Source organism: Streptomyces sp. NPDC047117, assembly GCF_040643545.1.
GTDB lineage: Bacteria > Actinomycetota > Actinomycetes > Streptomycetales > Streptomycetaceae > Streptomyces.
Window position 1 is genome coordinate 41,207 of the sequence record NZ_JBEYUN010000014.1, and the last position, 25,071, is coordinate 66,277.

The window sequence follows — 25,071 nt, forward strand, 5'->3', positions numbered from 1 at the left end:
GGCACTATGGTGGGGCGGAAGGGCCTGCCCGGCACACCGGAGTGGCCCACAGACCCCACAGCCCGACAGACAGCGCAGATCAGGCAGCTGCTCAGTAACGACCAGGGAGCCCATGACGTGCGGCCGGTAGGGAGCAAATACCTGCTCGAGGAGCCGCTCGGACGCGGCGCCACGGGCACCGTCTGGCGTGCTCGCCAGCGGGAGACGGCGGGCGAGGAGGCCGCCGTCGCCGGGCAGCCCGGCGAGACGGTCGCGATCAAGGTTCTCAAAGAGGAGCTGGCGCACGACCCGGACGTGGTGATGCGCTTCCTGCGCGAGCGCTCCGTCCTGCTGCGGCTCACCCACCCGAACATCGTCCGGACCCGCGACCTGGTCGTGGAGGGTGACCTGCTCGCCCTGGTCATGGACCTGGTCGACGGCCCGGACCTGCACCAGTACCTGCGCCGGAACGGCCCGTTCAGCCCGGTCGCGGCCGCGCTGCTGACCGCGCAGATCGCCGACGCGCTGGCCGCCAGCCACGCCGACGGCGTCGTGCACCGGGACCTGAAGCCCGCGAACGTCCTGCTCGCGGGGGCCGACGGCGCCGCCGAGATGCATCCGATGCTGACCGACTTCGGCATCGCCCGGCTCGCGGACTCCCCGGGCCTGACCCGTACCCAGGAGTTCGTCGGCACCCCCGCGTACGTCGCGCCGGAGTCCGCCGAGGGCCGCCCGCAGACCTCCGCCGTGGACATCTACGGCGCGGGCATCCTGCTGTACGAGCTGGTCACGGGCCGTCCGCCGTTCGCCGGCTCGACCGCCCTCGAAGTGCTGCACCGGCACCTCAGCGAGGACCCGCAGCGTCCGGGCAGCGTTCCCGAGCCGCTGTGGACCGTCATAGAGCGCTGCCTGAGCAAGCGCCCGGAGGGGCGGCCGAGCGCCGAGAACCTCGCCCGTGCCCTGCGCGTGGTCGCGGCCGGCATCGGCGTGCACGCCTCGCCCGCCGAGGCCGAGGCCGCGCTGGGCGTCGCCGCCCTGCTCGCGCCCGACCCGGCGCCCGCGCCCGTGCCCGACACCGGAGCCGACGGCGGCGGCAGCGGTGACGCCGATCCGACCCAGGTACTGCCCTCCGGCGGCGCCGGCGGCGGTACGTACGACCCGTCCGCCGCGACCAACGTCATGCCGACCACCGGCGCCGCCGCGGCCGGTGCGGCGGCGGGCGCCGCAGCCGCCGGCTTCGGCGCCGACTCCGGGCGCCCCCCGGGGAGCGGCGACCCGACCCGCGCGATGCCGCCCGTACCGCCGGGCCCGCCCGGCGGTGATCCGCAGCAGCCCGAGGAGCCCCACCCCTGGGGGAACCAGCTGCGCGCCGCCCGGGACCGGAACGAGCAGACCCAGGTCCAGTACCTGAACCCGGACGAGGACCCGCTGCGCCGCCGCCCCCAGCGCCGGCCCCCGCAGCCCCCGCCCCAGCAGTACCAGCAGCAGCCGCAGTACGGGCAGCAGCCGCCGCAGTACCAGCAGCCGCCGCAGCCCCAGCCGCGCCAGCGCCGACAGGAGCCGCCGCCGCAGCGGTACGAGCCGCGGCCGCCGGCCCCGGAGCCGCGCCGCCGCGAGCGGGAGCCGCGCCGGCGCAGCGCCAACCCGGTGCACATCCCGGGCCTGGGCTGCCTCAAGGGCTGCCTGATCATGATCGTGCTGATCGTGGTCGGCTGCTGGCTCATCTGGGAGCTGACCCCGCTCCAGGACTGGATCGGCCAGGGCCGCAGCTTCTGGAACCAGATCAGCCAGTGGTGGACCGACGTCTCGGACTGGGTGTCCACGATCGGCGAAGCCTCGAAGTCGGTGGGCCAGTAGCGGCCCGCCCGTAAGCGGACCCGTCCGCCGCCACCGCTCCGCCGGAAGGGGACGTCGTAGATTTGTCGACATCCCAGCAGATTTTCCGGCGGAGAAGTGGCGGTTGACGGCGTCCGGGGCGCCGAAAGCCCCGCGGCCCGCGTAGTTTTGTCGCCAGCATCGGCCCCGCGCACCCCCGCGCCCCGGGCCGCGGCCCCCGCGCATCCGCGCCGCGGGCCGTCACCTGTCGGACAAGACCCGTCGGAGCAGTCTTGGCACGGAAGATCGGCAGCCGGTACACCGCCCACCAGATCCTCGGTCGTGGGAGCGCCGGCACGGTGTGGCTGGGCGAGGGCCCCGAAGGGGCCGTGGCGATCAAGCTGCTGCGCGAGGACCTCGCCTCCGACCAGGAGCTGGTCGGCCGCTTCGTGCAGGAGCGCGCCGCGCTGCTCAGCCTGGACCACCCGCACGTGGTCGGCGTCCGCGACCTGGTCGTGGACGGCAACGACCTCGCGCTGGTGATGGACCTCGTCCGGGGCACGGACCTGCGGACCCGCCTGGACGCCCAGCGCCGGCTGGCCCCGGAGGCCGCGGTCGCCATCGTGGCCGACGTCGCCGAGGGCCTGGCCGCCGCGCACGCCGCGCGCATCGTGCACCGCGACGTGAAGCCCGAGAACGTCCTGCTGGACATGGAGGGCCCGCTCGGCCCCGGCGGCGCGCACCCCGCCCTGCTCACCGACTTCGGCATCGCGCGCCTGGTCGACTCGCCCCGCCGCACCCGCTCCACCCGGGTCATCGGCACCCCCGACTACCTCGCCCCCGAGATCATCGAGGGCCTCCCGCCCCGCGCCTCCGTGGACGTCTACGCGCTGGCCACGGTCCTGTACGAGCTGCTCGCCGGCTTCACGCCCTTCGGGGGCGGACACCCCGGCGCGGTGCTCCGCCGGCACGTCACCGAGCGGGTGGCGCCGCTGCCCGGCATCCCGGACGAGCTGTGGCAGCTGCTCCTCCAGTGCCTGGCCAAGGCGCCGGCCTCCCGGCTCCGCGCCCCCGAGCTGGCGGCCCGGCTGCGGGAGATCCAGCCGTCGCTGGCGGGCATCCCGCCGCTGGACATCGACGAGCCGGAGAGCGAGGAGGAGGCCGACGAGCCGGCCGCGGTGCCGGAGGCGGCCCGCGAGGAGGGCGGCCCGTACCACCCGGCGCCCGAGGAGGGCGGCAGGGTCCGTGGAGCGGTGCCGCTGGTCCACGGCGCGGCTCCGGACTCCAATCGGGACACGCACACGAGCATGCGGGTGCCGGGCCCGGACGAGCTGGCCGGCGGGGCACACGGCACGGCCCGCACGCCGCGCGCCGCGGGTGAGCGCCGGGCGGGCTCTGCCCGTCACCGGGTACGGAAGCGCCGGGTCCGGCTGGGCCTCGCGGCGGGTGCCCTCGTGGTCGCCGCGGGCCTGGGCACGTGGCTCGCCTCCGGCGACGACGCCCCGGACGACGCCCGCCCCGGTACGCAGCAGTCGTCACCGGACGTGCCGTAACGCACGGCCCCGCAGCAGTGGCGCGCCCCGCAAGGGGCGCGGGGAACCGCGCGGGCAACCGCGACGGCGCCGCACATGCCCACCGTCCGGTCCGTCCGGGGGCCGTGCGAGGCCTTACGAGGACGGCCGGGGACGGCCACGGGTCAGGTCGCCTTCCCCAGCCGTTAGGCTGGAGTCGTGGCAGTCGTCGATGTATCCGAAGAGCTGAAGTCCCTCGCCTCGACCATGGCGTCGATCGAGGCCGTCCTCGACCTCGACAGGATGAGGGCCGATATCGCTGCGCTCGAGGAGCAGGCAGCGGCCCCCGACCTCTGGGACGACGTGGAGAACGCCCAGAAGGTCACCAGCCGGCTCTCCTACCTCCAGGGCCAGCTGCGCAAGGCCGAGGAGCTGCGCGGTCGGGTCGACGACCTCGAAGTGCTGTTCGAGCTGGCCGCGGACGAGGGCGACGATGACGCCCAGGCCGAGGCGGAGTCCGAGCTGACCGCGGTCCGCAAGGCCGTGGACGAGCTGGAGGTGCGCACCCTCCTGTCCGGCGAGTACGACTCCCGTGAGGCGGTCGTGAACATCCGCGCCGAGGCGGGTGGCGTGGACGCCGCCGACTTCGCCGAGAAGCTGCAGCGCATGTACCTGCGCTGGGCCGAGCGGCACGGCTACAAGACGGAGCTGTACGAGACCTCGTACGCCGAAGAGGCCGGCATCAAGTCGACCACCTTCGCCGTCAACGTGCCGTACGCCTACGGCACGCTCTCCGTGGAGCAGGGCACGCACCGCCTGGTCCGGATCTCCCCGTTCGACAACCAGGGCCGCCGCCAGACGTCGTTCGCCGGCGTCGAGGTGCTGCCCGTCGTCGAGCAGACCGACCACATCGAGATCGACGAGTCGGACCTGCGGGTCGACGTGTACCGCTCCTCCGGCCCCGGTGGCCAGGGCGTCAACACCACGGACTCCGCGGTCCGCCTGACGCACATCCCGACCGGCATCGTGGTCTCCTGCCAGAACGAGCGCTCGCAGATCCAGAACAAGGCCACCGCCATGAACGTCCTCCAGGCGAAGCTGCTGGAGCGGCGCCGCCAGGAGGAGCAGGCCAAGATGGACGCGCTCAAGGGCGACGGCGGCAATTCCTGGGGCAACCAGATGCGTTCGTACGTCCTGCACCCGTACCAGATGGTCAAGGACCTGCGGACGGAGTTCGAGGTCGGCAACCCGCAGGGTGTGCTGGACGGCGACATCGACGGCTTCCTGGAGGCCGGCATCCGCTGGCGCAAGCAGCAGGAGCAGCAGGGCTAGACCGGAACACCCGGAGCAACCGTCGCCGTCGAGGCGGCGGTTGCTTTTTCGTTGTGCTGATTTGGTTACAGTCGTACGCCGCCGAGCCCATCAAAGTACCGCAATACGGTCATCGAGCCTTTATTTGACCTTGACGGTCCGTTGGGATCTGGGAAGGGTAGTGCGCGGCATGCGTATGTCTGGGGCGCGTGTGAAACGGGGATCTGAGGTAACCGCCTGCGAGAGACGGAGCGGACTCGTGTCCCGCATCGGCCGTTGCCCCGCACAGCGATGCCCCAATGACACATGTAGCTACTGGGGGTAGCACTAGATGACGAAGAAGACGCGAGTGCGCGTGGCGCGCGTTGCGGCCGGTGCCGTGATCGCAGTGGGCGCTTCGCTCACCGTGACGGGTGCCGCTTCCGCTGCCACGCCGGGCACTCAGGCTCAGGACGACGGTGGCATCATCGGCGGCCTGATCGGCGGCCTCGTCGGCGGTGGCGACAGCGGCGGCAGCAACGGTGGTGACACCGGCGGCGACACCGGCGGCGACACCGGTGGCGAGACCGACGGCGGTCTGATCGGCGGCGGCGACGGCGGCGAGGACAACGGCGGCGCGATCGGCGGCGGCGACGACGACGGCGGTGCCATCGGCGGCGACGACAACGGTGGCCAGGACAACGGCGGCGCCATCGGTGGCGACGACGACGGCGGCGTCATCGGCGGCGACGACAACGGTGGCCAGGACAACGGTGGCCAGGTCGGCGGCGGCAACGGCGGCGACAACGGCAACGGCGGTCAGGTCGGCGGCGGCAACGGCGGCGACAACGGCAACGGTGGCCAGGTCGGCGGCGGCAACGGCGGCGACAACGGTGGCGACAACGGCAACGTCGGCGGCGGCGACAACGGTGGCGGCAACGCCGGCGGCTCCGACGACGGTGGCGACACCGGCCCCGGCCCCGACAACGGCGGCCAGACGCCGGTCGAGCAGCCGGGCGACTCCAAGGAGGACATCGCCAACACGCCGGGTCAGGCGCAGGACACCCCGCAGGGTGGCCAGCAGCAGGCCGGTGGCGAGCTGGCCGAAACCGGTTCGTCCGGTACGACGTTCCTGCTCATCGGTGCCGCGACGATGATCGCCGGCGGCGTCGGCTTCCGCATGCTGCCCCGCCTGATCAACAAGGGTGGCGCGGCCGCGGCCTGAGGCCGTACGGCTTCGTAGCGCGACACGCAGCACAGCAGAGGGCCCGGCGCGGATTCCGCGCCGGGCCCTGGTGCGTCCTGCACAAGATCAGTCGGGGCCTCAGCCCACCCGGTCCCACAGCAGGCCCACCGCGACCAGCGCCACCAGCAGCGCGATCAGCGCCGCCGGGTTGACCTGCGCGAAAAGCCCGGTCAGGCCACTCTGCTGCTGCAGTCGCTGCCTGCTCGCCCGGCACACCGGGCAACGGCCCTCGTTCACGGGGGCCGCGCAGTTGGCGCACACCAGCCGGTCGTACGTCATGCGACCTCCTTCTCACCCGCTCCAACGCGCGGGCCGGCGCGTTGGTTCCCTCTTCTACTGTGCCAGCTCGGCCGGACATCGGCGCGCCTACGGGAATCCTCGCAGCGCACGGCGTATTCAGGCCGCGCGCAGGCCCTCGGCGGAAGCCGGAATGTGCTCGTTTTGTCCCCGTAGGTGCCGTGAATAAACGCACCAAGACCGGACGCCGACTGCGCCGCGCCACGTGGTTCGCGTATGGTCACGCTCACCGACGGGAGCCGCAACACGGCAAACCGTGCCCCTACCCAGGTCGACCGTGGTGCATCAGTGATCCGATTCGACAACGTCTCCAAGACCTACCCGAAGCAGAACCGCCCCGCGCTCAGGGACGTCTCGCTCGAGATCGAACGAGGCGAGTTCGTCTTCCTGGTGGGCTCTTCCGGCTCCGGCAAGTCCACCTTCCTGCGGTTGCTCCTGCGTGAGGAGCGGTCCAGCCACGGCGCGGTGCACGTACTGGGCAAGGACCTCGGGAAGCTGTCCAACTGGAAGGTCCCGCAGATGCGGCGCCAGATCGGCACCGTCTTCCAGGACTTCCGGCTGCTCCCGAACAAGACCGTCGGGCAGAACGTCGCGTTCGCCCTGGAGGTCATCGGCAAGCCGCGCGGCCAGATCCGCAAGACCGTCCCCGAGGTGCTCGACCTGGTCGGCCTCGGCGGCAAGGAGGACCGGATGCCGGGCGAGCTGTCCGGTGGTGAGCAGCAGCGCGTCGCGATCGCCCGGGCGTTCGTGAACCGCCCGATGCTGCTGATCGCCGACGAGCCGACCGGCAACCTCGACCCGCAGACCTCCGTCGGCATCATGAAGCTGCTGGACCGGATCAACCGCACCGGTACGACGGTGGTCATGGCCACCCACGACCAGCAGATCGTCGACCAGATGCGCAAGCGGGTCATGGAACTCGAAAAGGGCCGGCTCGTACGCGACCAGTCGCGCGGCGTGTACGGCTACCAGCACTAAGCGTGTACGGCCCCCAGCACTGAAAGGACGCCATGCGCGCCCAGTTCGTCCTGTCGGAGATCGGCGTCGGTCTCCGCCGAAACCTCACGATGACCTTCGCCGTCATCGTCTCCGTGGCTCTCTCGCTCGGCCTCTTCGGCGCCTCGCTGCTGATGCGCGACCAGGTCAGCACGATGAAGGGCTACTGGTACGACAAGGTCAACGTCTCCATCTTCTTCTGCAACAAGAACGACGCCGACTCCGGCGCCAACTGCGCCAAGGGCGCGGCGACGACGCAGCAGAAGAACGACATCCGCGCCGAGCTGGACCGGCTGCCGATCGTCGACAAGGTGAGCTACGAGTCCAGCGACCAGGCGTACAAGCACTACAAGGAGCAGTTCGGCGACACGCCCGTGGCGGGCCTCGTCACGCCCGACCAGCTGCCGGAGTCCTTCCGGGTCAAGCTGAAGGACCCGACCAAGTTCGCGGTCATCAAATCGGCCTTCAGCGAGCGGCCGGGCGTCCAGGAGGTCCAGGACCAACGGGACACCGTCGAGCCGCTGTTCAACCTGCTCAACGGCATGAATATCGCCGCGCTGTGCGTGATGGGGCTGATGCTGGTCGTTGCGCTGTTGCTGATCGTCAACACCGTGCGGGTGTCGGCGTTCAGCCGCAGGCGGGAAACCGGGATCATGCGGCTGGTCGGCGCGTCCAGCTTCTACATCCAGATGCCGTTCATCCTGGAGGCCGCCATCGCCGGCCTGATCGGCGCCGCGTTCGCGTGCGTCCTGATCGTCGGCGGCAAGTTCATCCTCGTGAACAACTGGCTGGCGGAGAAGATCCAGGTGATCAACTTCATCGGCTGGGACTCCGTGGTGGCGGTACTCCCGTTGGTGCTGCTCATCGGTCTTCTGATGCCGGCGCTCGCCGCGTTTTTCGCGCTCCGCAAGTATCTGAAGGTGTGAGTTATGCCAAGAGCGCCGTACGGGCAACTGCCCGTACGGCGCTTCTTTCTGGCCTAGACTCACCGGCATGTCGGGCCGATTGCACTTTGTCCGGCCCCGCCGCATCCGCCGCGGGGCGGCCATGACGTTGGTGGTGGCGAGCGTGCTCGGCACCGGCGCAGCGGCCGGTACCTGGACCGGCGAAGGCCGGGAAGGGGCCGAGCGGCACATACCGGTACGGACCGTCGCCGACGGCCGGGCCGCGGCGGACGGTACGGCGGACCGCGAGGCCGTCGAGGAGGCCGCCGCCGAGGCTGCCAAGGCCGGCAAGTCCGGCAGCCAGGCCGCCGCCGACGTGGTCAGCCGCAGCGGCGACCGCTGGTCCACGGTCTACACCGCGGGCGAGTACGAGGACTTCCGGCGGGAGCTCGACGGCGAGTACGTCGGCGTCGGCCTGTGGCTGCGCCAGGGCGAGCACGGCCGGGTCCAGGTCTCCCGGGTCCGGCCCGACAGCCCCGCGGCGCGGGCCGGCATCGCGCCCGGTGACGGCCTGCTCGCCGTCGACGGCCGTACCACCCGCCACCGCCCCGTCACCGATGTGGTGGCCGGGCTGCGCGGGGACGCCGGCAGTACCTCGAAGCGCGCGGGCGGCGCGGCCGCCCCCGGCACCCCCGTGGAGCTGCGGCTCCGGCGCGCGGACCAGGACCGGTCCGTGACGCTGCACCGCGCCCGGCTGCGCACGGCGAACGTCACCGTGGAGCGGCCGGCCGCGCCCGGCGGCCTGACGCGGATCAAGGTCGAGGCGTTCGCCAAGGGCACCGGCGAGGAGATCCGGGAGGCGGTCCGCTCGGCCCCGCCCGGCGGCATCCTGCTGGACCTGCGCGGCAACACCGGCGGCCTGGTCGGGGAGGCGGTCACCGCGGCCGCCGCGTTCCTCGACGGCGGCCTGGTCGCCACGTACGACGTACGGGGCAGCCAGCGCGCGCTGTACGCCGACCGCGGGCAGGCCACGAAGTCGCCGGTGGCCGTGCTGGTCGACGGCGGCACGATGAGCGCGGGGGAGCTGCTGGCCGGGGCGCTGCAGGACCGCGGCCGCGCGGTGGTGATCGGCTCGTCGACCTTCGGCAAGGGCTCGGTCCAGATGCCCAGCAAGCTCGCGGACGGCTCGGTGGCCGAGCTGACCGTCGGCCACTACCGCACCCCGTCCGGCCATGGCGTCGACGGCCGGGGCATCCGCCCCGACATTCCCGCCGAGGACCGTGCGGAGAGCCGGGCCAGAGCAGTAATGAGTGGCCTGGGGGGCGGGTCGTAGTGCGAAAATGGCCGCACTATGGCTAAGGCGAACGCGAAGACGAAGGCGAAGCGGCAGGCCGCGGAGGCCGGGCGCAAGCTGATTGCGCAGCACAAGAAGGCGCGGCACGACTACCTCATCATCGACACCTACGAGTGCGGCCTCGTGCTCTCGGGCACGGAGGTGAAGTCGCTGCGGCAGGGGCGGGCTTCGCTCGTGGACGGCTTCGTCCAGATCGACGGCGGCGAGGCGTGGCTGCACAACGTGCACATCCCCGAGTACGCGCAGGGCACCTGGACCAACCACGCGGCGCGCCGCAAGCGCAAGCTGCTGCTGCACCGCGAGGAGATCGACAAGCTGGCCTCGAAGTCCCAGGAGACCGGCCACACGATCGTGCCGCTCCAGTTGTACTTCCTGAAGGGCCGCGCGAAGGTCGAGATCGCGCTGGCCAAGGGCAAGAAGGAGTACGACAAGCGGCAGACCCTGCGCGAGCAGCAGGACCGCCGTGAGGCCGACCGGGCGATCTCGGCGGTGCGCCGCCGGCAGCGGGCCTGACCTGGCGGAAGGGCCCTCCCGGTGACCCCGGGGAATATTGCTGGCACGGTGCCGCGTTGTTCCCGTACGATGGCACACGTACCTCGGAATGACGGGGTGCGGGGCGCTCCGCGGGACGGAGTGTCCGGCGTTGAAAACACAACATGGGGATGATCGGTTTCGACAGCGGATGTCGAAGCAGGGGAAGCGTGTCGAGGAAGCGGCAATGATCTCGTTAACCATATGTCGCAACCAATAATCGCCAACACCAAGCGCGATTCCTTCGCCCTCGCTGCCTAAGTAGCGACCTGCGAAGTGTCAGCCCGGGGATGATCCCGACCCGGATCCTGGCATCAGCTAGGGGTCTTATCCACTGAGCCCGGTCACGGGGTTCTGTGGAGACATCAAACAGTGACTGAGCCCGTCGGAGACTTGTCCGCGTGATCTCCGGGGCTGAGAAAATCGCAGCGGACTGCACACGGAGAAGCCCTGATTCTGCACCGTTGGACGCGGGTTCGATTCCCGCCATCTCCACCGAACGGAGGCCCCGGCCTCCGGACATCCCATGTGGGCGAAGCCCCGCTGCCTCGGGCAGCGGGGCTTCGTCATGTCCGGCCCATGGTGCGGGCGCCGGATGTGGCGCCCGGCGCCATATCGGGGCGCGTCGTCCGCTTCTACCGTCCTCGGGCATGTACAAGACAATCAAAGGTGCGCTGAGCATCCTTCTCGCGGCCCTGCTGGCCGCCCTGTTCCTGCCCTCCGGCACCGCGCGGGCGGGCACTGCCGCCGCGTCCGCCGCCGGCACCCTCGAGGAGGTCACCGGCTTCGGCAGCAACCCCGGGGCGCTGCGGATGTACCGCTACGCCCCCGAGGGCCTGCCCGCCGGCCGCCCCGTGGTCGTCGCGCTGCATGGCTGTACGCAGAACGCCACCGCCTACGGCAAGCAGAGCGGCTGGACCGAACTCGCCGACCGCTGGGGCTTCTCCGTGGTGTTCCCGGGCCAGACGAGCGCCAACAACCTCAGCTCCTGCTTCAACTGGTTCCAGGCGGGCGACATCGAACGCGGCAAGGGCGAGGCGGCCTCCATCCAGCAGATGACCGCCAGGCAGCTCGCCGACGCGGGCGGCTCCAAGGCGTACGTCACCGGGCTCTCGGCCGGCGGCGGCATGACCGCGGTCATGATGGCCGCGTACCCGGAGACCTACACGGCGGGCGGCGTGGTCGCGGGCCTCCCGTACGGCTGTGCGCAGGCGGCGGGCTCGCCGTACGTGTGCATGTACGTCGGCGCCACCCAGACGCCCGCGCAGTGGGGCGACCGGGTGCGGGCGGCCCGGCCCGGGTACACCGGCCCCTGGCCCCGGCTCACGGTCTTCCAGGGCACGTCCGACACGACCGTGAAGCCGGTGAACATGGCCGACCTCGTCGAGCAGTGGACCAACGTGCACGGAGCCGACCGGATCGCGGACACCAAGGACACGGTGGGCGGCCACCCGCACGCGGTGTACCGGGACGCGGCGGGCGCGGTGGCCGCCGAGACGTACGAGATCACCGGCATGGGGCACGGGCAGCCGCTGGACCCCGGGACCGGCCCCGCCCAGTGCGGCACGGCCGGCGCGTACATGCTCGACGTGAACCTCTGCGCCGCCTACGAGATGGGGAAGGGGTGGGGCCTGGGCGGCTGAGCCCGCCGCCGGCCCGGCCGCCCATCGGAGAGCGCCGGCTCACCGGAACGTGCCGAAGAACTCCCGCAGGTCGTCCAGGAGCAGGTCCGGCACCTCCAGGCCGGGGAAGTGGCCGCCGCGCGGGTACTCCGTCCACCGCACCACCGCGTCCGACCGGTCCGCGAGATGGCGCACCGGGCGGGTCAGGTCGGCGGGGAGGACCGCGACGGCGGTCGGGGTGGTGGACGGCACCGTGTTCCCGCCCCAGCCGGCCCCGGAGTGCATCGTCTCGTAGTACAGGCGTGCCGAGGACGTGGCGGTGCCGGTGAGCCAGTAGAGCATCACGTTCGTCAGGAGGCGGTCGCGGCCGACCGCCTCCTCGGGCGTGTGCCGGGAGTCCGTCCACACCTTGAACTTCTCGGTGATCCAGGCGAGCTGGCCCACGGGGGAGTCGGTGAGCGCGTACCCGAGAGTCTGCGGACGGGTGGACTGCAGGATGCCGTAGCCCATCTCCTCCCGTTGGACGTGCGCGCGCTGCTCCAGAGAGGCGTGCACCTCCGCCAGCTGCGCTTCGAGAAGCCCCGCCCGCTCCTCTTCAGTGGGCTCGGCGGTCGCCACCGCGGAGGGCAGCAGCGTCAGATGGACCGCGGCCACCGCCTCCGGGTGCTGCCGCCCCCACTCGCGGGCGATCATCGCGCCCCAGTCGCTGCCGTGCACCCCGTAGCGTGCGTACCCCAGTCGCCGCATCAGCTCGGCGAACGCGGTGGCGATGCGCGGGACGCCCCAGCCGGGCTTCGCCGGCGGCCCGGAGAAGGCGTAGCCGGGCAGGGACGGCACGACGACGTCGTACCCCGCCTCGGTGAGCGGCCCGATCAGGTCGAGGAACTCCACGAAGGAGCCCGGCCAGCCGTGCAGCAGCACGAGGGGGAGCGCGTCCGGGGCACCGGAGCGCACGTGGAGGAAGTGCACGGTCGTGCCGTCGAGGGTGGTGGTGAACTGCGGGTAGCTGTTCAGCTCGGCCTCGTGCCGCCGCCAGTCGTAGCCGTCGTGCCAGTACGCGGCGAGCTCCTTGAGGTAAGCGAGCGGCACGCCCTGGCTCCAGCCGACGCCCGGCAGCTCGTCCGGCCACCGGGTCCGGGCGAGCCGTTCGCGCAGGTCGGCGAGGTCGGCGGCGGGGATGTCGATACGGAACGGGGTGACGGCGGCAGCGGTCTCTGTGTGCGGTCGGTCGGAGGTCATGGGCCGACCGTAGGGGCCACCGCGGACGGGGCGGGACCGCGACGCGGGATCGCGCGGGCCGGGCCGCCGCGAGGGGCCCGGCGGCCCGCGGCACGCACTCGGGACAGCGCGTGGGCCCCGCGGCCCGCGTCACGCGCTCCGGGCCGTCCGGAGGCGCCCGGTGAGCGTCACGGCCGCAGCCAGGGCCGCGGCGGCGGCCGGTACGGCGTATCCCGCCCCGCCGCTCCCGAGGTGGTCCGTGGCCCAGCCGCCCGCCGCCGAGCCCGCCGCGATGCCGGCCAGCAGGGCGGTGACGGCGAGCGTCAGGCCCTCGTTGACCTGGCCCGCGGGGGTCAGGGCCTGCACCCGGCCCATGCCGGTGACCATCGTCGGCGCGGTCGCCATGCCGGCCACCAGCAGGGCGGCCGCCAGCACCGCGAGGCTGCCGCTCGCCGCCCCGAGGAGCGGCAGCAGCATCAGGGCGGCCATCGCCGCCACGCAGCCGGCGAAGCGCGCGGCGGGCCGGTCAGCGGGCGGCAGCAGCCCGTACAGCAGGCCCGCGGCGCACGAACCGGCCGCCTGCAGCGCCAGGATGCCGCCCGCCGCCGCACGTACGCCGTGCCTGTCGGCGAACCCGATGGTGACGACCTCCAGCGAGCCGAAGACCGCGCCCGTGCACAGGAAGGTCAGCAGGAGCGGGGGCAGGCCGCGACGGCGCAGCGGGGAGCGGACCCGGCCCGTACGGGGCGCGGGCGGCGGCTCCGTACGGCGCTGCGCCCCGAACAGCACCATCCCGGTCAGCAGCAGAACGGCCCCGACGAGCGTGCCCGCCTCCGGGAACAGCGCCGTGCACAGGAAGGCCGCGAGCACCGGCCCCAGCATGAAGCACACCTCGTCCGCCGCCTGCTCGAAGGAGTGGGCGGTGTGCAGGGCACGGGGGTCGTCGCGGAAGAGGTGCGCCCAGCGGGCCCGCGACATGCCGCCCGTGTTGGGCGTGGTCGCGGTGCACACGTAGGAGGCGAAGAGCGTCCAGGCGGGCGCGTCGAGCCGTACGCACAGCACGAGGGCCAGCGAGCCGGCGACGGCGAGGAGGGCGGCGAGCGGCGCCACCCGGCCCTGTCCGTGGCGGTCGGCCAGCCGCGCCGTCCACGGGCCGACGACGGCCGTCGCCGCGAGCCCGGCCGCGGTCACGGCCCCGGCCAGCGCGTACGAGCCGCGCGAGCCGGCGATCATGAGCACCGCGCTGACGCTGAACATGCCCATGGGAAGCCGGGCCAGGAGGTTGGCCGCGGTGAAGGCGCGGGCGCCGGGCACCTCGAAGATCCGGGCGTACGGGCGGAGGAAGGGCAGGCGCGGGCCGCGGGCGGCCGGGCGGCGGGTGCGGCCGGCGGCACGGCGTGCGCGTCCGGGAACGGGCGGGGCGGTCACGGGACGGGCGGCGAGGAAGAGGATCACCCGTCCACGGTCGGGCCGGCGCCCACGGGGCGTCCAACACCTTCCCGCCGCCCATTCACCGATATTGGTTGTCAATGTGCCGCCACCAGGACTGGGGGACCTCGGCCCGGCTTTGTCACCATGGGTGTGTGCCCCACGACATAGAGCCTCGACTGCTGCGCGCCTTCCTGGCCGCCGCCGAGGAGCTCCACTTCACCCGTGCCGCCGCCCGCCTGTACGTCGCCCAGCAAGCCCTCAGCCGGGACATCCGCCGCCTGGAGCGCGATCTCGGCACCGTGCTGTTCCTGCGCACCACCCGCCAGGTGCGGCTCACCCCGGAGGGCGAGCGGCTGCTCCCGTACGCCCAGCGCGTGCTCGCCGCGCACGACGAGCTGTCCGCGGCGTTCACCGGCGGCGCCGACCGCGCGCGTCCGCTGCTGGTCGACGTGGGCGCGCCGGTGGGGACCGCGTACCGGGTGCTGGAGCGGGCCCGTGCCGCGGCCCCCGACCTGGAGTTCGCCGCGCGCTTCCACAGCGGCCTGACCGGCGCGGCGGAAGGGCTGCTGGCGGGCGGCCTCGACGTGTCCTTCGGACGGGTCGCGGGGCTGCCGCGCGGGGTGCGGAACCGGCTCGCCCACCATCCGGTGCGGTACGAGCCGATGGCCGTCCTGCTGCCGGCGGAGCACCCGCTGGCAGCGCGCGCCGCCGTGCCCGTGGACGCGCTCGCCGGGGAGACGCTGTACACGGGGGCGGGCAACGCGCACACCGCGGAGTGGACCGCCCTCGCCGACCGGCTCTTCGAAGGGCGCGGCATCCGGGCGGCGGCGCCGTACCCGGAGATCGACGGCCCGGCCGAGTTCCTGCGCGTCGTACGGAAGCGCGGCTGGTCCGTGCTGGCCGGCGTGGAGTTCATCGAGGCGCCCGGGATGGTGCTGCGGCCCCTCGTGGACCCCGTGCCGCTGTCCCCGGTGTCGGTGGTCTGGCGGCGGGGGCTGCGCCACCCGGGCCTGGACGTGCTGCGGGCCGCGGCGCGCGAACTGGGCACGGAGGGCGGCTGGCTGTCCCGCCCCCGGGGTGCCTGGCTGCCTCCCGAGGACGCCCGGTTGATGGCAGGGTGAAGCGCGGCGCGGGCGGTACTCACCGCGTTCCGCGGTTCCGGGTGAGCGCGATATTGCGTCCGTGACACCTGGCGGCACCGCCGCGAAACGCGCCGTCCCTAGCGTCGGAGCGGGTGACTTCGAGAGCCGGGAGGCGCGATGACGGTGGCACGCAAGGGCAAGCGGTGGATCGAGACGTGGGATCCCGAGGACGCGGCGTTCTGGGCGGACGGGGGCGAACGGATCGCGCGCCGCAACCTGTGGTTCTCCGTGCTCTCCGAGCACATCGGCTTCTCCGTGTGGAGCCTGTGGTCGGTGATGGTGCTCTTCATGGGGCCCGAGTACGGCGTCGACCCGGCCGGGAAGTTCTTCCTGGTCGCGATGCCCACGGTGGTCGGCGGGGTGCTCCGGGTGCCGTACACGTTCGCGGTGGCGCGTTTCGGGGGACGCAACTGGACGGTCATGAGCGCCTTGCTGCTCCTCGTGCCGACCGTCGCCGCGGCCTTCGTGATGGAGCCGGGCACCTCGTACACCACCTTCCTGGTGGTCGCGGCGCTCACCGGAGTGGGCGGCGGCAACTTCGCCTCCTCCATGACCAACATCAACTCCTTCTTCCCGCTGCGCAAGAAGGGCTGGGCACTGGGCCTGAACGCGGGCGGCGGGAACATCGGCGTACCCGTCATCCAGCTGCTGGGCCTGCTGGTCATCGGTACGGCGGGCGCCGCGCACCCGCGCCTCGTGCTGGGCGTCTATCTCCCGCTGATCGTGCTCGCCGCCCTGTGCGCCGCGCTGTTCATGGACAACCTGGCGCCGGTCACCAATGACACCGGCGCGGCCAGGGAAGCGGCGCGCGACCCGCACACCTGGATAATGTCGCTGCTCTACATCGGCACCTTCGGGTCGTTCATCGGCTACAGCTTCGCCTTCGGCCTCGTCCTGCAGAACCAGTTCGCGCAGACCCCGCTGCAGGCGGCCTCGCTGACCTTCATCGGGCCGCTGCTCGGCTCGCTGATCCGGCCCGTCGGCGGAAAGCTCGCCGACCGCTTCGGGGGCGCGCGGATCACGCTGGGGAACTTCGCCGCCATGGGCGTCGCGACGGGCGTCGTGATCGCCGCCTCGGTACGCGAGTCGCTGCCGGTCTTCCTCGTCGGCTTCATCGCCCTCTTCGTGCTCACCGGCCTCGGCAACGGCTCCACGTACAAGATGATCCCGGCGATCTTCCAGGCCAAGGCGGTCTCGCGCGGGCTGGCCGGCGAGGCGGCGGCGGCCTACGGGCGGCGCCTCTCGGGCGCGGCCATGGGGCTGATCGGCGCCGTCGGCGCGCTCGGCGGCCTGGGCATCAACCTCGCCTTCCGGCAGGCGTTCGCGACCGGGGGCTCCGGCACGCCCGCCTTCGTGTCCTTCCTCGTGTGCTACGCGCTGTGCGCCGCCGTGACCTGGGCCGTATACCTCCGGCCCACCGCGCCGGAGCCGGACGCGCAGGCCGCGGAGGCGCAGCGCCCGGCGTACGCCGAGGTGTGAGCGGACACGCCCGGTGACGGCTCCGGCGGGAACGTCCGGGGCCGCCCGGGCGTAACACTGGAGAAATGACGGTGAACCCGGGCCGACACGGACCCTTGGCAGCATCAGAGGGCCGATCGGTCCGCCGGACCGCCCGGGACGGACGCCCGGGGACGGCAGGGCCCGGCCGCCGTTGAGCCGGCGCACATCACTGCGGAGCGGGACGAGAGCCACATGCACGACGGACAGCGAAACGACCTACCGGACGACAGCGGACCCAAGGAGCGCAGCGGCGGGCAGCCACTGGCCGGCTTCACCGTCGGGGTGACCGCGGCCCGCCGCGCCGCCGAGCTGGGCACGCTCCTGGAGCGCCGCGGCGCCGAGGTCGTGCACGCGCCCGCGCTGCGCATCGTGCCGCTGACCGACGACACCGAGCTGCTGGCCGCCACCAAGCAGCTCATCGACGACGCGCCGGACATCGTGGTGGCCACCACCGCCATCGGCTTCCGCGGCTGGGTGGAGGCCGCCGAGGGCTGGGGCCTGGGCACCGCGCTGCTGGAGCGGCTGGGCGGCGTACGGCTGCTCGCCCGCGGCCCGAAGGTGCGCGGCGCGATCCGCGCGGCCGGCCTCACCGAGGAGTGGTCGCCCGCCTCGGAGTCCATGGCCGAGGTGCTGGACCGGCTGCTGGAGGAGGGCGTGGACGGCAGCCGGATCGCGCTCCAGCTGCACGGCGAGCCGCTGCCCGGCTTCGTGGAGGCGCTGCGCGCCGCGGGCGCCGAGGTGGTCGGCGTGCCGGTCTACCGCTGGATGCCCCCGGAGGACATCGGGCCCGTCGACCGGCTGCTGGACGCGGTGCTGGCCCGCACCGTCGACGCGGTGACCTTCACCAGCGCCCCGGCCGCCGCGTCGCTGCTGCGCCGCGCCGAGGAGCGGGGCGTGCACGCCGAGGTGCTGGCGGCGCTGCGGCAGGACGTCCTGGCCGCGTGCGTCGGTCCGGTGACCGCGCTGCCCCTGGAGAACCACGACATCGCGACCGTCCAGCCCGAGCGCTTCCGGCTCGGCCCGCTCGTCCAGCTGCTGTGCCACGAACTCCCGGGCCGTGTAAGGCCGTTGCCGATCGCCGGACGGCGGCTGGAGATCCGCGGGCACGCGGTGCTCATCGACGGCGAGCTGCGCCCCGTGCCGCCCGCCGGGATGTCGCTGCTGCGCGCGCTGGCCAGGCGGCCCGGCTGGGTGGTCTCCCGCGGTGACCTGCTGCGCGCGCTGCCGGGCGCGGGCCGCGACGAGCACGCCGTGGAGACGGCGATGGCCCGGCTGCGGGCGGCGCTGGGCGTCCCGAAGCTGATCCAGACGGTGGTCAAGCGCGGCTACCGGCTCTCCCTGGACCCGCACGCGGAGACCAAGTACGCGGAGGAGCCGCCGCGTTGACGCAGAGTGCCGGTGCGGCCGGCCGGCGCCGCGAGGCCGGTACCGAGGGTTCCGGCGAGCCGCCCGGCCGGGCACTCTGGAGGGAGACGTTGTCCCCGAAGGAGTGACAGGCACATGGCGGCCCCTTACGACCTGCGGTTCGACTGCGGGCGGATCTGCCTTGACCTGGTGGCCACGACCGGCGATCCGTCGGCCGAACGGCTCCTCGGCCCCGACCACTTGAGAGCCTGGCTCGTCGGCGCGGGCGTCGTACCGCGCAGCACGCCGCTCGACGCCGTCGACGGCAGCTGGGTCGCGCGCTTCCGTGCGCTGCGCGAACTGCTGCGGCGCATCGTCCACGACGAGATCCGCGGCCGGGCCGCCGACCGCGACCTTGCGCTGCTCAATGCCACGGCCGAGGCCCCGCCACCGCCCGAACGCGCCGTACGCGGCGTGGACGGCGCGCTGGAGCGCCGCTGCGCCCGCCCACCGGACTGCGCCGGGCTGATGGCCGCGGTCGCCCGGGACGCGGTCGGCATGCTGACCGACGCGGTGGCGCGCGGCCAGCTGCGCCAGTGCGAGGGCGAGACGTGTTCGCGGATCTACCTGGACACCTCGCGCGGCCGGCGGCGGCGCTGGTGCTCCAGCGAGGTGTGCGGCAACCGCGAGCGGGTCGCCCGGCACCGCCGCCGCGCCCTCGGCCCCGCCACGCGTGTCACCGGCTGAGCGTCTCCCGCGTCACCGGCTGAACACCCGCACGCCCGCGTACGTACTCCACCGCGAGCTCCCGAAGGCCGGGGGCCCGCACCCGGAACGGAGTCCGTTCCGTCCTATCGACCGGGGAGTGGCGTTGCGCGAGGATGCCGTCGTGGCCGACCGGACGACGCCCGACGAAGAACTCATGCGGGCCTTGTACGAGGAGCACGCGGGACCGCTCCTCGCCTTCGTCCTGCGGCTGGTGGCCGGCGACCGCCACCGCGCCGAGGACGTGGTCCAGGAAACCCTGCTGCGCGCCTGGCGCAACGCCGACCAGCTCCAGCGCGCGACCGGGTCCGTACGCCCCTGGCTGGTGACCGTGGCCCGTCGCATCGTGATCGACGGACACCGCAGCCGCCAGGCGCGCCCCCAGGAGGTGGACGCCGCGCCCCTGGAAACGCTGCCCGCCGCCGACGAGATAGACCGCGCGCTGCGCCTGATGACGATCTCCGAGGCGCTGGCCGACCTGAGCCCGGCGCACCGGGAGGCCCTGATCGAGACGTACTTCAAGGGACGTACGGTCAACGAGGCCGCGGAGGTGCTGCGGGTGCCGCCCGGGACCGTGCGGTCCCGGGTGTTCTACGCGCTGCGCTCCCTGAAGCTCTCCCTGGAAGAACGAGGAGTCACGGCGTGAACCGGCCCCACCCGCCCGCCGAGCCGGCGGACCACACCGACGTCGGCGCCTACGCGCTCGGCGTGCTGGACGCCGCCGACGCCGCCCGCTTCGAGGAACACCTGGCCGGCTGCGACCGCTGCGCCGCCGAGCTGGACGGCCTGCTCGGCCTGCCCCCGCTGCTGGCCGGGCTCGCCGACGACGGCGCGGGCACCCCGCCCTCCGAGGCCACGCTCGTACCGAAGCCCTCGCGGCGCGTCCTGGGCGGCCTGCTGGCCGAGGTCGCCGCCGTCCGGCGGCGCGGGCGCCGGCGGCTCGCCCTCGTGGCCGCGGCCGTCGCACTGATCGTCGGCGGGCCGCTCGCCGCCCTGGCCGTGACCCGCGAAGCCCCGCAGCCTCCGCCGCAGGCCGTGAGCCCGGCCGAGCAGATGTACGACAGCGGCCGGGACAAGCACACCGCGGTCGACCCGGACACCAAGGTCGCCGCGGGCGTGGCCATGGCCGACCGCCCGTGGGGGACCTCCGTCGCGCTCCGCCTCGGCAACGTCAAGGGCCCGCTGACCTGCTCCCTCATCGCGGTCGGCAAGGACGGCGACGAGCAGACCGTCACCACCTGGGCCGTGCCGGACGGCGGGTACGGCATCAAGGGCGGCACCACGAAGTGGAGCCGGCAGCCGCTCTACACGAACGGCGGCGCCGCCATGAGCCGCGCCGACATCGACCGCTTCGAAATCCGTACCCTCGCGGGCGAGCGGCTGGCCGCCGTCGACGTCTGACCGGACACCCGCGCTGCCGCACAGGTGCGCCCGCGACCTGCTTCGCGTACGGTTGACGGCTGCCCTACGCACAGCAGAAGGGGGCCTGGGTGGCCGCGCAGAACGCCACGCACGCGCCGGATAACTCCACGCACGCGCCGGATTCCGTACCCGACGGCGACTCCGTCCGCGACCGCGAGATCGCGGGCGAGCAGACGCATCTGGACCGGGTGTACCGGCGTCTCGAGGAGAAGATCCACGAGGCACAGTTCCTGATGGACGACGCCGCCAAGCGCGGTCAGGTCGGCACGCCCGGCGCGCTCGCCGAACGCGACGCGCAGGTCTTCCAGGCCGGCGTCCACCTGCACCGCCTCAACTCCGAGTACGAGGACTTCCTCTTCGGCCGCATCGACCTGCTCCTGGGCAAGGACGGCAAGCGGGGCCCGGACGGCGCGTACACCTCCGTCGAGCCCGCCGACGGCGCGATCCGCGAGGACAACCGCGCGGAGATCGCCGAGACGCTGCACATCGGACGGCTCGGCGTACTGGACGCCGACTACAGCCCGTTGGTCATCGACTGGCGGGCCCCCGCCGCCGCGCCCTTCTACCGCGCCACCCCGGTCGCCCCCGGCCGCGTCGTGCGCCGCCGCGTCATCCGCTCCAAGGGCCGCAAGGTGCTCGGCGTCGAGGACGACCTGATGCGCCCGGAGGTCACCGCCACCCTGGCCGGCGAGGAACTGCCGGCGGTCGGCGACGGCGCGCTGATGGCCGCGCTCGGCCGGGCCCGCAGCCACTCCATGCGCGACATCGTCGCCTCCATCCAGGCCGAGCAGGACATGGTGATCCGGGCGCCCGCCGCCTCCGTCACCGAGGTCGAGGGCGGCCCCGGTACGGGCAAGACGGCGGTCGCCCTGCACCGCGCCGCCTACCTGCTCTACCAGGACCGGCGCCGCTACGCGGGCGGCATCCTCATCGTCTCGCCCACCCCGCTGCTGGTCGCGTACACCGAGGGCGTGCTGCCCTCGCTCGGCGAGGAGGGCCAGGTCGCCATCCGCGCGCTCGGCTCCCTGATGGAAGGCGCGGAGGCCACCGCCTACGACACACCGGCCGTGGCCCGCGTCAAGGGCTCCTCGCGCATGGTGAAGGTGCTGCGCAAGGCCGCCCGGGGCGCCCTGGAGCTCGCCGCCGACACCGCACCGGCCGAAGCGCCCGACGGCCAGCTGGCCTTCGGCGACCCGGACGAGGAGGCGGCCCCGGCCGTGCCCACCGACCGCCTCCGGGTGGTCGCCTTCGGGGCCCGGATCGAGCTGGACGCCGCCGAACTGCGCCGCATCCGTACCGCCGCGCTCGGCGGCACCGCGCCGGTCAACCTGCTGCGCCCGCGCGCCCGCCGGCTGATCCTCGACGCGCTCTGGGCGAAGTCCGGCGGGGACCGCCGCTACAGCGACCCGGAGCTGGCCGCCGAGGCACGGTCCGGGTTCGACGAGGACATCACGACCGAGCAGGACTTCCTCGACTTCCTGGACGCCTGGTGGCCGGAGCTGACGCCGCGCCGGGTGCTCGCCGCCATGGCCGACGAGAAGCTGCTGGGCCGCTGGTCCCGCCGGGTGCTCCAGAACCGCGAGGTACGGCGGCTGGCCCGCTCGCTGGGCCGCCTGGACGCGCAGGGCGTGGGCCCGCTCTCCGTGCACGACGTCGCGCTCCTGGACGAGCTCCAGCTGATCCTGGGCGCCCCGGCACGCCCCGCCCGGCAGCGCGAGGCCGACCCGCTGGACCAGCTCACCGGACTGGAGGAGCTGACCACGTTTGCGGACCGTAACTCCTCGGGGCGCAGCCGCCGGGAGCGGCTCGCGGAGGAGCGCACGGACTACGCGCACGTCATCGTCGACGAGGCGCAGGACCTGACGCCCATGCAGTGGCGGATGGTCGGCCGCCGCGGCCGGCACGCCACGTGGACCGTGGTGGGCGACCCGGCGCAGTCCTCCTGGTCGGACCCGGACGAGGCCGGGGAGGCGCGGGACGAGGCGCTGGGCACTCGCCCGCGCCGCCGCTTCACCCTCACCGTGAACTACCGCAACCCCGCCGAGGTCGCCGAACTGGCGGCGCGGGTCCTGGCGCTGGCCATGCCCGGCATGGTCGCGCCGGAGGCAGTGCGCTCCACGGGCCTCCGGCCGCGGTTCGCCGTCGCCGGGGACCGGCTGGGCGACTCCGTACGGGAGGAGGCGCGCCGGCTGCTGGACGAGGTGGACGGCACGGTCGGTGTGGTCGTGGCCATGGACCGCCGGGAGGAGGCGCGCGGCTGGCTCGCGGAACTGGGGGACCGGGTGGTCGCGCTGGGCTCGCTGGAGGCCAAGGGGCTGGAGTACGACGCGACGCTGGTGGTCTCGCCCGCCGAGATCGCCGACGAGTCGCCGGCGGGGCTGCGGGTGCTGTACGTGGCGCTCACCCGGGCGACGCAGCGCCTGACGGTGGTCTCCGGGGCCCGTGACGAGCCGGACGCGGACGGGGTGCCGGACCTGCTGCGCGACTGACGCGCCGGGGCCGCGTGCGGGCGGTGTCCCGCTGCGCGATTCGCCTGCAGAGTTCGGGGGTTCGGGGGAATTGCCCGAGACGGCCGCAGTGTTAGCCTGTAGGTGGCACCGGCCCGATCCAAGCCCCCGGGCCCAACCATAGTCGCTTCGAGCGACCACTTGCCGCGAGGCGAGCATGGCGGGTCGGTGCCACCTCTACTTCTCCAGCGTCACGGACAGGTCCGTGTCACCGGTGGGCCGGAAGGTCAGCCGATGACACGGACCTGTTCCGCTTGCGGGCCCTTGCGGCCCTGGGCGATCTCGAATTCCACCCGCTGGGTGTCCTCCAGATTCCGGAAGCCGTCGCCGCTGATCGAGCTGTAGTGGACGAAGACGTCAGGTCCGCCGTCCTCCTGTGCGATGAATCCGTAACCCTTCTCGGAGTTGAACCACTTCACGGTGCCCTGAGCCATATCGCCCATCCTTGCGTGTCTTTGGGGTGCTGCGCGCCAGATCTTAAGGGCGGTACGCCAGAATTCCTCCCTATTAAGGCCGTTTTTCAGGCGAAGGAGTGGGGGGTTCCGCCGAGCTGACTAGCTCTCGTATGGTGGAAGAGTCATTCCGAAACTTGTGGCTGGTTACCGTGTACCGGCTGGTAGGTGGGACGATCGGACGATGCGCAGGACATCCGAGCTCCTGGGGCAGCGCATAGGGAAACAAGCGAAAGCAGAGGAAGTCGGCCATGGCAACGGCGCCTAGCGTCTCGTATTCGATGACGGTGCGACTGGAAGTTCCCGCGAGCGGCACCGCCGTCAGCCAGCTCACCACGGCCGTGGAGTCCTCCGGCGGGTCGGTCACCGGCCTCGACGTGACCGCTTCCGGCCACGAGAAACTCCGGATCGACGTCACCATCGCCGCGACGTCCACCTCGCACGCGGACGAGATCGTCCAGAAGCTGCGCGAGATCGAGGGCGTATCGCTCGGCAAGGTCTCCGACCGTACGTTCCTGATGCACCTCGGCGGCAAGATCGAGATGTCGTCGAAGCACCCCATCCGGAACCGTGACGACCTGTCCATGGTCTACACGCCCGGCGTCGCCCGCGTCTGCCAGGCCATCGCGGACAACCCCGAGGACGCCCGCCGCCTCACCATCAAGCGCAACAGCGTCGCCGTGGTCACCGACGGCTCCGCCGTGCTCGGCCTGGGCAACATCGGCCCCAAGGCCGCGCTGCCCGTCATGGAGGGCAAGGCGGCCCTCTTCAAGCGCTTCGCCGGCATCGACGCCTGGCCGATCTGCCTGGACACCCAGGACTCCGACGCCATCGTGGAGATCGTCAAGGCCATCGCCCCCGGCTTCGCGGGCATCAACCTGGAGGACATCTCCGCGCCCCGCTGCTTCGAGATCGAGGCGCGGCTGCGCGAGGCCCTGGACATCCCGGTCTTCCACGACGACCAGCACGGCACCGCGATCGTCGTGCTCGCGGCCCTGACCAACGCGCTGCGCGTGGTCGGCAAGAACATCGAGGACGTACGCGTCGTCATGTCCGGCGCGGGCGCCGCCGGTACGGCCATCCTCAAGCTGCTGCTGGACGCCGGCGTCAAGCACGCGGTCGTCGCCGACATCCACGGCGTGGTGCACGCGGGCCGCGAGGACCTGGTCTCCGCCGACCCCGACTCGGCGCTGCGCTGGATCGCCGACAACACCAACCCCGAGGGCGTCACCGGCACCCTCAAGCAGGCCGTGGTCGGCGCCGACGTCTTCATCGGCGTCTCCGCGCCCAACGTCCTGGACGGCGACGACGTGGCCCGGATGGCGGACGGCGCGATCGTGTTCGCACTCGCCAACCCCGACCCGGAGGTCGACCCGGGCGAGGCCCGGCAGACCGCCGCCGTCGTGGCCACCGGCCGCTCGGACTTCCCGAACCAGATCAACAACGTGCTGGTCTTCCCGGGTGTCTTCCGCGGTCTGCTGGATGCGCAGTCGCGTACGGTCAACGAGGACATGATGCTGGCCGCGGCCCGCGCCCTCGCCGACGTCGTGCTGGAGGACGAGCTGAACGCGAACTACATCATCCCCAGCGTGTTCAACGACAAGGTCGCCGGCGCGGTCGCCGGGGCCGTCCGGGACGCCGCACAGGCCGCCGGGGCCGCTGTGACGGGCGGCACGACCGCCTGATACGGCGCGTCGCACGACACGCGGCCCTCAGGCCCCCCATAGGGTGGCGGACAGCGCATGACTGGCCGCTGCCCATGGGC

General features: G+C 73.0%; 21 protein-coding genes and 1 other RNA gene. 18 read left to right on the plus strand and 4 right to left on the minus strand.

The window, feature by feature from the left end; genetic code table 11:
* The first annotated feature begins 117 nt into the window (after positions 1-117).
* The 4 genes from ABZ840_RS25460 (at position 118) to ABZ840_RS25475 (ending at position 5,820) form a co-directional block, all read left to right on the plus strand.
* Positions 118-1,836, plus strand: coding sequence for a serine/threonine-protein kinase (locus ABZ840_RS25460; RefSeq protein WP_361562579.1), 1,719 nt, complete (start codon positions 118-120; stop codon positions 1,834-1,836).
* Positions 1,837-2,087: 251 nt separating this feature from the next.
* The gene (locus ABZ840_RS25465; protein WP_361562581.1) at positions 2,088-3,347 is read left to right on the plus strand and encodes a serine/threonine-protein kinase; all 1,260 of its coding nucleotides are present in this window, start codon (positions 2,088-2,090) and stop codon (positions 3,345-3,347) included.
* Between the two features lie 177 nt (positions 3,348-3,524).
* Positions 3,525-4,637: a peptide chain release factor 2 gene (prfB, locus tag ABZ840_RS25470; protein WP_361562583.1), complete on the plus strand. Its 1,113-nt coding sequence runs from the start codon at positions 3,525-3,527 to the stop codon at positions 4,635-4,637.
* A 310-nt stretch (positions 4,638-4,947) separates the two neighbouring features.
* Complete coding sequence (locus tag ABZ840_RS25475; protein WP_361562585.1) at positions 4,948-5,820, plus strand: hypothetical protein; 873 nt, start codon at positions 4,948-4,950, stop codon at positions 5,818-5,820.
* Between the two features lie 99 nt (positions 5,821-5,919).
* On the opposite strand, the gene ABZ840_RS25480 is transcribed toward ABZ840_RS25475, so the two are convergent.
* Positions 5,920-6,120, minus strand: a complete 201-nt coding sequence (locus tag ABZ840_RS25480; protein ID WP_361562586.1) for a hypothetical protein — start codon at positions 6,118-6,120, stop codon at positions 5,920-5,922.
* A gap of 306 nt (positions 6,121-6,426) precedes the next feature.
* Here ABZ840_RS25480 and ftsE point away from each other — a divergent pair, with 306 nt between their 5' ends.
* From ftsE to ABZ840_RS25510, 6 genes are all read left to right on the plus strand, one after another.
* Positions 6,427-7,116, plus strand: a complete 690-nt coding sequence (gene ftsE, locus ABZ840_RS25485; protein ID WP_361562588.1) for a cell division ATP-binding protein FtsE — start codon at positions 6,427-6,429, stop codon at positions 7,114-7,116.
* 32 nt (positions 7,117-7,148) lie between these two features.
* The gene (ftsX, locus tag ABZ840_RS25490) at positions 7,149-8,060 is read left to right on the plus strand and encodes a permease-like cell division protein FtsX (protein ID WP_361562590.1); all 912 of its coding nucleotides are present in this window, start codon (positions 7,149-7,151) and stop codon (positions 8,058-8,060) included.
* A 67-nt stretch (positions 8,061-8,127) separates the two neighbouring features.
* Positions 8,128-9,351 (plus strand): S41 family peptidase, encoded by a 1,224-nt coding sequence (locus ABZ840_RS25495; RefSeq protein WP_361562592.1) that lies wholly within the window; start codon positions 8,128-8,130, stop codon positions 9,349-9,351.
* Positions 9,352-9,369: 18 nt separating this feature from the next.
* Positions 9,370-9,885: an SsrA-binding protein SmpB gene (gene smpB, locus ABZ840_RS25500; RefSeq protein ID WP_030250378.1), complete on the plus strand. Its 516-nt coding sequence runs from the start codon at positions 9,370-9,372 to the stop codon at positions 9,883-9,885.
* 145 nt (positions 9,886-10,030) lie between these two features.
* Positions 10,031-10,401, plus strand: a transfer-messenger RNA (tmRNA) gene (gene ssrA, locus ABZ840_RS25505).
* 152 nt (positions 10,402-10,553) lie between these two features.
* Complete coding sequence (locus tag ABZ840_RS25510) at positions 10,554-11,546, plus strand: PHB depolymerase family esterase (RefSeq protein ID WP_361562594.1); 993 nt, start codon at positions 10,554-10,556, stop codon at positions 11,544-11,546.
* Between the two features lie 39 nt (positions 11,547-11,585).
* Here the strand turns inward: ABZ840_RS25510 and ABZ840_RS25515 are convergent, their stop codons facing one another.
* Both ABZ840_RS25515 and ABZ840_RS25520 read right to left on the minus strand, forming a co-directional pair.
* Complete coding sequence (locus ABZ840_RS25515) at positions 11,586-12,764, minus strand: epoxide hydrolase family protein (protein ID WP_361562595.1); 1,179 nt, start codon at positions 12,762-12,764, stop codon at positions 11,586-11,588.
* Positions 12,765-12,893: 129 nt separating this feature from the next.
* Positions 12,894-14,093: an MFS transporter gene (locus tag ABZ840_RS25520; protein ID WP_361562850.1), complete on the minus strand. Its 1,200-nt coding sequence runs from the start codon at positions 14,091-14,093 to the stop codon at positions 12,894-12,896.
* Between the two features lie 233 nt (positions 14,094-14,326).
* Here ABZ840_RS25520 and ABZ840_RS25525 point away from each other — a divergent pair, with 233 nt between their 5' ends.
* The 7 genes from ABZ840_RS25525 to ABZ840_RS25555 all read left to right on the plus strand — a co-directional run bounded on the left by ABZ840_RS25525 (position 14,327) and on the right by ABZ840_RS25555 (position 22,836).
* Positions 14,327-15,295, plus strand: a complete 969-nt coding sequence (locus tag ABZ840_RS25525; RefSeq protein ID WP_361562596.1) for a LysR family transcriptional regulator — start codon at positions 14,327-14,329, stop codon at positions 15,293-15,295.
* A 138-nt stretch (positions 15,296-15,433) separates the two neighbouring features.
* A complete protein-coding gene (locus ABZ840_RS25530) occupies positions 15,434-16,795 on the plus strand; it encodes a nitrate/nitrite transporter (protein WP_361562598.1) in 1,362 nt (453 codons plus the stop codon).
* Between the two features lie 213 nt (positions 16,796-17,008).
* Positions 17,009-18,202 carry a uroporphyrinogen-III synthase gene (locus ABZ840_RS25535; RefSeq protein ID WP_361562600.1) on the plus strand — a complete coding sequence of 398 codons (1,194 nt, stop codon included), beginning with the start codon at positions 17,009-17,011 and terminating at the stop codon, positions 18,200-18,202.
* A 114-nt stretch (positions 18,203-18,316) separates the two neighbouring features.
* Positions 18,317-18,907: an ABATE domain-containing protein gene (locus ABZ840_RS25540; protein WP_361562601.1), complete on the plus strand. Its 591-nt coding sequence runs from the start codon at positions 18,317-18,319 to the stop codon at positions 18,905-18,907.
* Positions 18,908-19,031: 124 nt separating this feature from the next.
* Positions 19,032-19,571 carry a sigma-70 family RNA polymerase sigma factor gene (locus ABZ840_RS25545; RefSeq protein WP_361562603.1) on the plus strand — a complete coding sequence of 180 codons (540 nt, stop codon included), beginning with the start codon at positions 19,032-19,034 and terminating at the stop codon, positions 19,569-19,571.
* Positions 19,568-20,326, plus strand: coding sequence for a zf-HC2 domain-containing protein (locus ABZ840_RS25550; protein ID WP_361562606.1), 759 nt, complete (start codon positions 19,568-19,570; stop codon positions 20,324-20,326). The genes ABZ840_RS25545 and ABZ840_RS25550 overlap by 4 nt, the downstream gene beginning before the upstream one ends.
* Before the next feature lie 89 nt (positions 20,327-20,415).
* Positions 20,416-22,836: a UvrD-helicase domain-containing protein gene (locus tag ABZ840_RS25555; RefSeq protein ID WP_361562609.1), complete on the plus strand. Its 2,421-nt coding sequence runs from the start codon at positions 20,416-20,418 to the stop codon at positions 22,834-22,836.
* A 245-nt stretch (positions 22,837-23,081) separates the two neighbouring features.
* Here the strand turns inward: ABZ840_RS25555 and ABZ840_RS25560 are convergent, their stop codons facing one another.
* Complete coding sequence (locus tag ABZ840_RS25560) at positions 23,082-23,288, minus strand: cold-shock protein (protein ID WP_030250355.1); 207 nt, start codon at positions 23,286-23,288, stop codon at positions 23,082-23,084.
* A gap of 269 nt (positions 23,289-23,557) precedes the next feature.
* Here ABZ840_RS25560 and ABZ840_RS25565 point away from each other — a divergent pair, with 269 nt between their 5' ends.
* Entirely contained in the window at positions 23,558-24,991 is a 1,434-nt protein-coding gene (locus tag ABZ840_RS25565; RefSeq protein WP_361562611.1) for an NAD-dependent malic enzyme, read from the plus strand.
* Positions 24,992-25,071: the final 80 nt, after the last annotated feature.

Coding starts and splice junctions, on each gene's coding strand:
- ABZ840_RS25510 (WP_361562594.1), top strand. CDS start 10,554: ATGTACAAGACAATCAAAGGTGCGCTGAGCATCCTTCTCGCGGCCCTG.
- ABZ840_RS25475 (WP_361562585.1), top strand. CDS start 4,948: ATGACGAAGAAGACGCGAGTGCGCGTGGCGCGCGTTGCGGCCGGTGCC.
- ftsX (WP_361562590.1), top strand. CDS start 7,149: ATGCGCGCCCAGTTCGTCCTGTCGGAGATCGGCGTCGGTCTCCGCCGA.
- ABZ840_RS25480 (WP_361562586.1), bottom strand. CDS start 6,120: ATGACGTACGACCGGCTGGTGTGCGCCAACTGCGCGGCCCCCGTGAAC.
- ABZ840_RS25530 (WP_361562598.1), top strand. CDS start 15,434: ATGACGGTGGCACGCAAGGGCAAGCGGTGGATCGAGACGTGGGATCCC.
- ABZ840_RS25560 (WP_030250355.1), bottom strand. CDS start 23,288: ATGGCTCAGGGCACCGTGAAGTGGTTCAACTCCGAGAAGGGTTACGGA.
- ABZ840_RS25495 (WP_361562592.1), top strand. CDS start 8,128: ATGTCGGGCCGATTGCACTTTGTCCGGCCCCGCCGCATCCGCCGCGGG.
- ABZ840_RS25515 (WP_361562595.1), bottom strand. CDS start 12,764: ATGACCTCCGACCGACCGCACACAGAGACCGCTGCCGCCGTCACCCCG.
- ABZ840_RS25565 (WP_361562611.1), top strand. CDS start 23,558: ATGGCAACGGCGCCTAGCGTCTCGTATTCGATGACGGTGCGACTGGAA.
- ABZ840_RS25540 (WP_361562601.1), top strand. CDS start 18,317: ATGGCGGCCCCTTACGACCTGCGGTTCGACTGCGGGCGGATCTGCCTT.
- ABZ840_RS25535 (WP_361562600.1), top strand. CDS start 17,009: ATGCACGACGGACAGCGAAACGACCTACCGGACGACAGCGGACCCAAG.
- smpB (WP_030250378.1), top strand. CDS start 9,370: ATGGCTAAGGCGAACGCGAAGACGAAGGCGAAGCGGCAGGCCGCGGAG.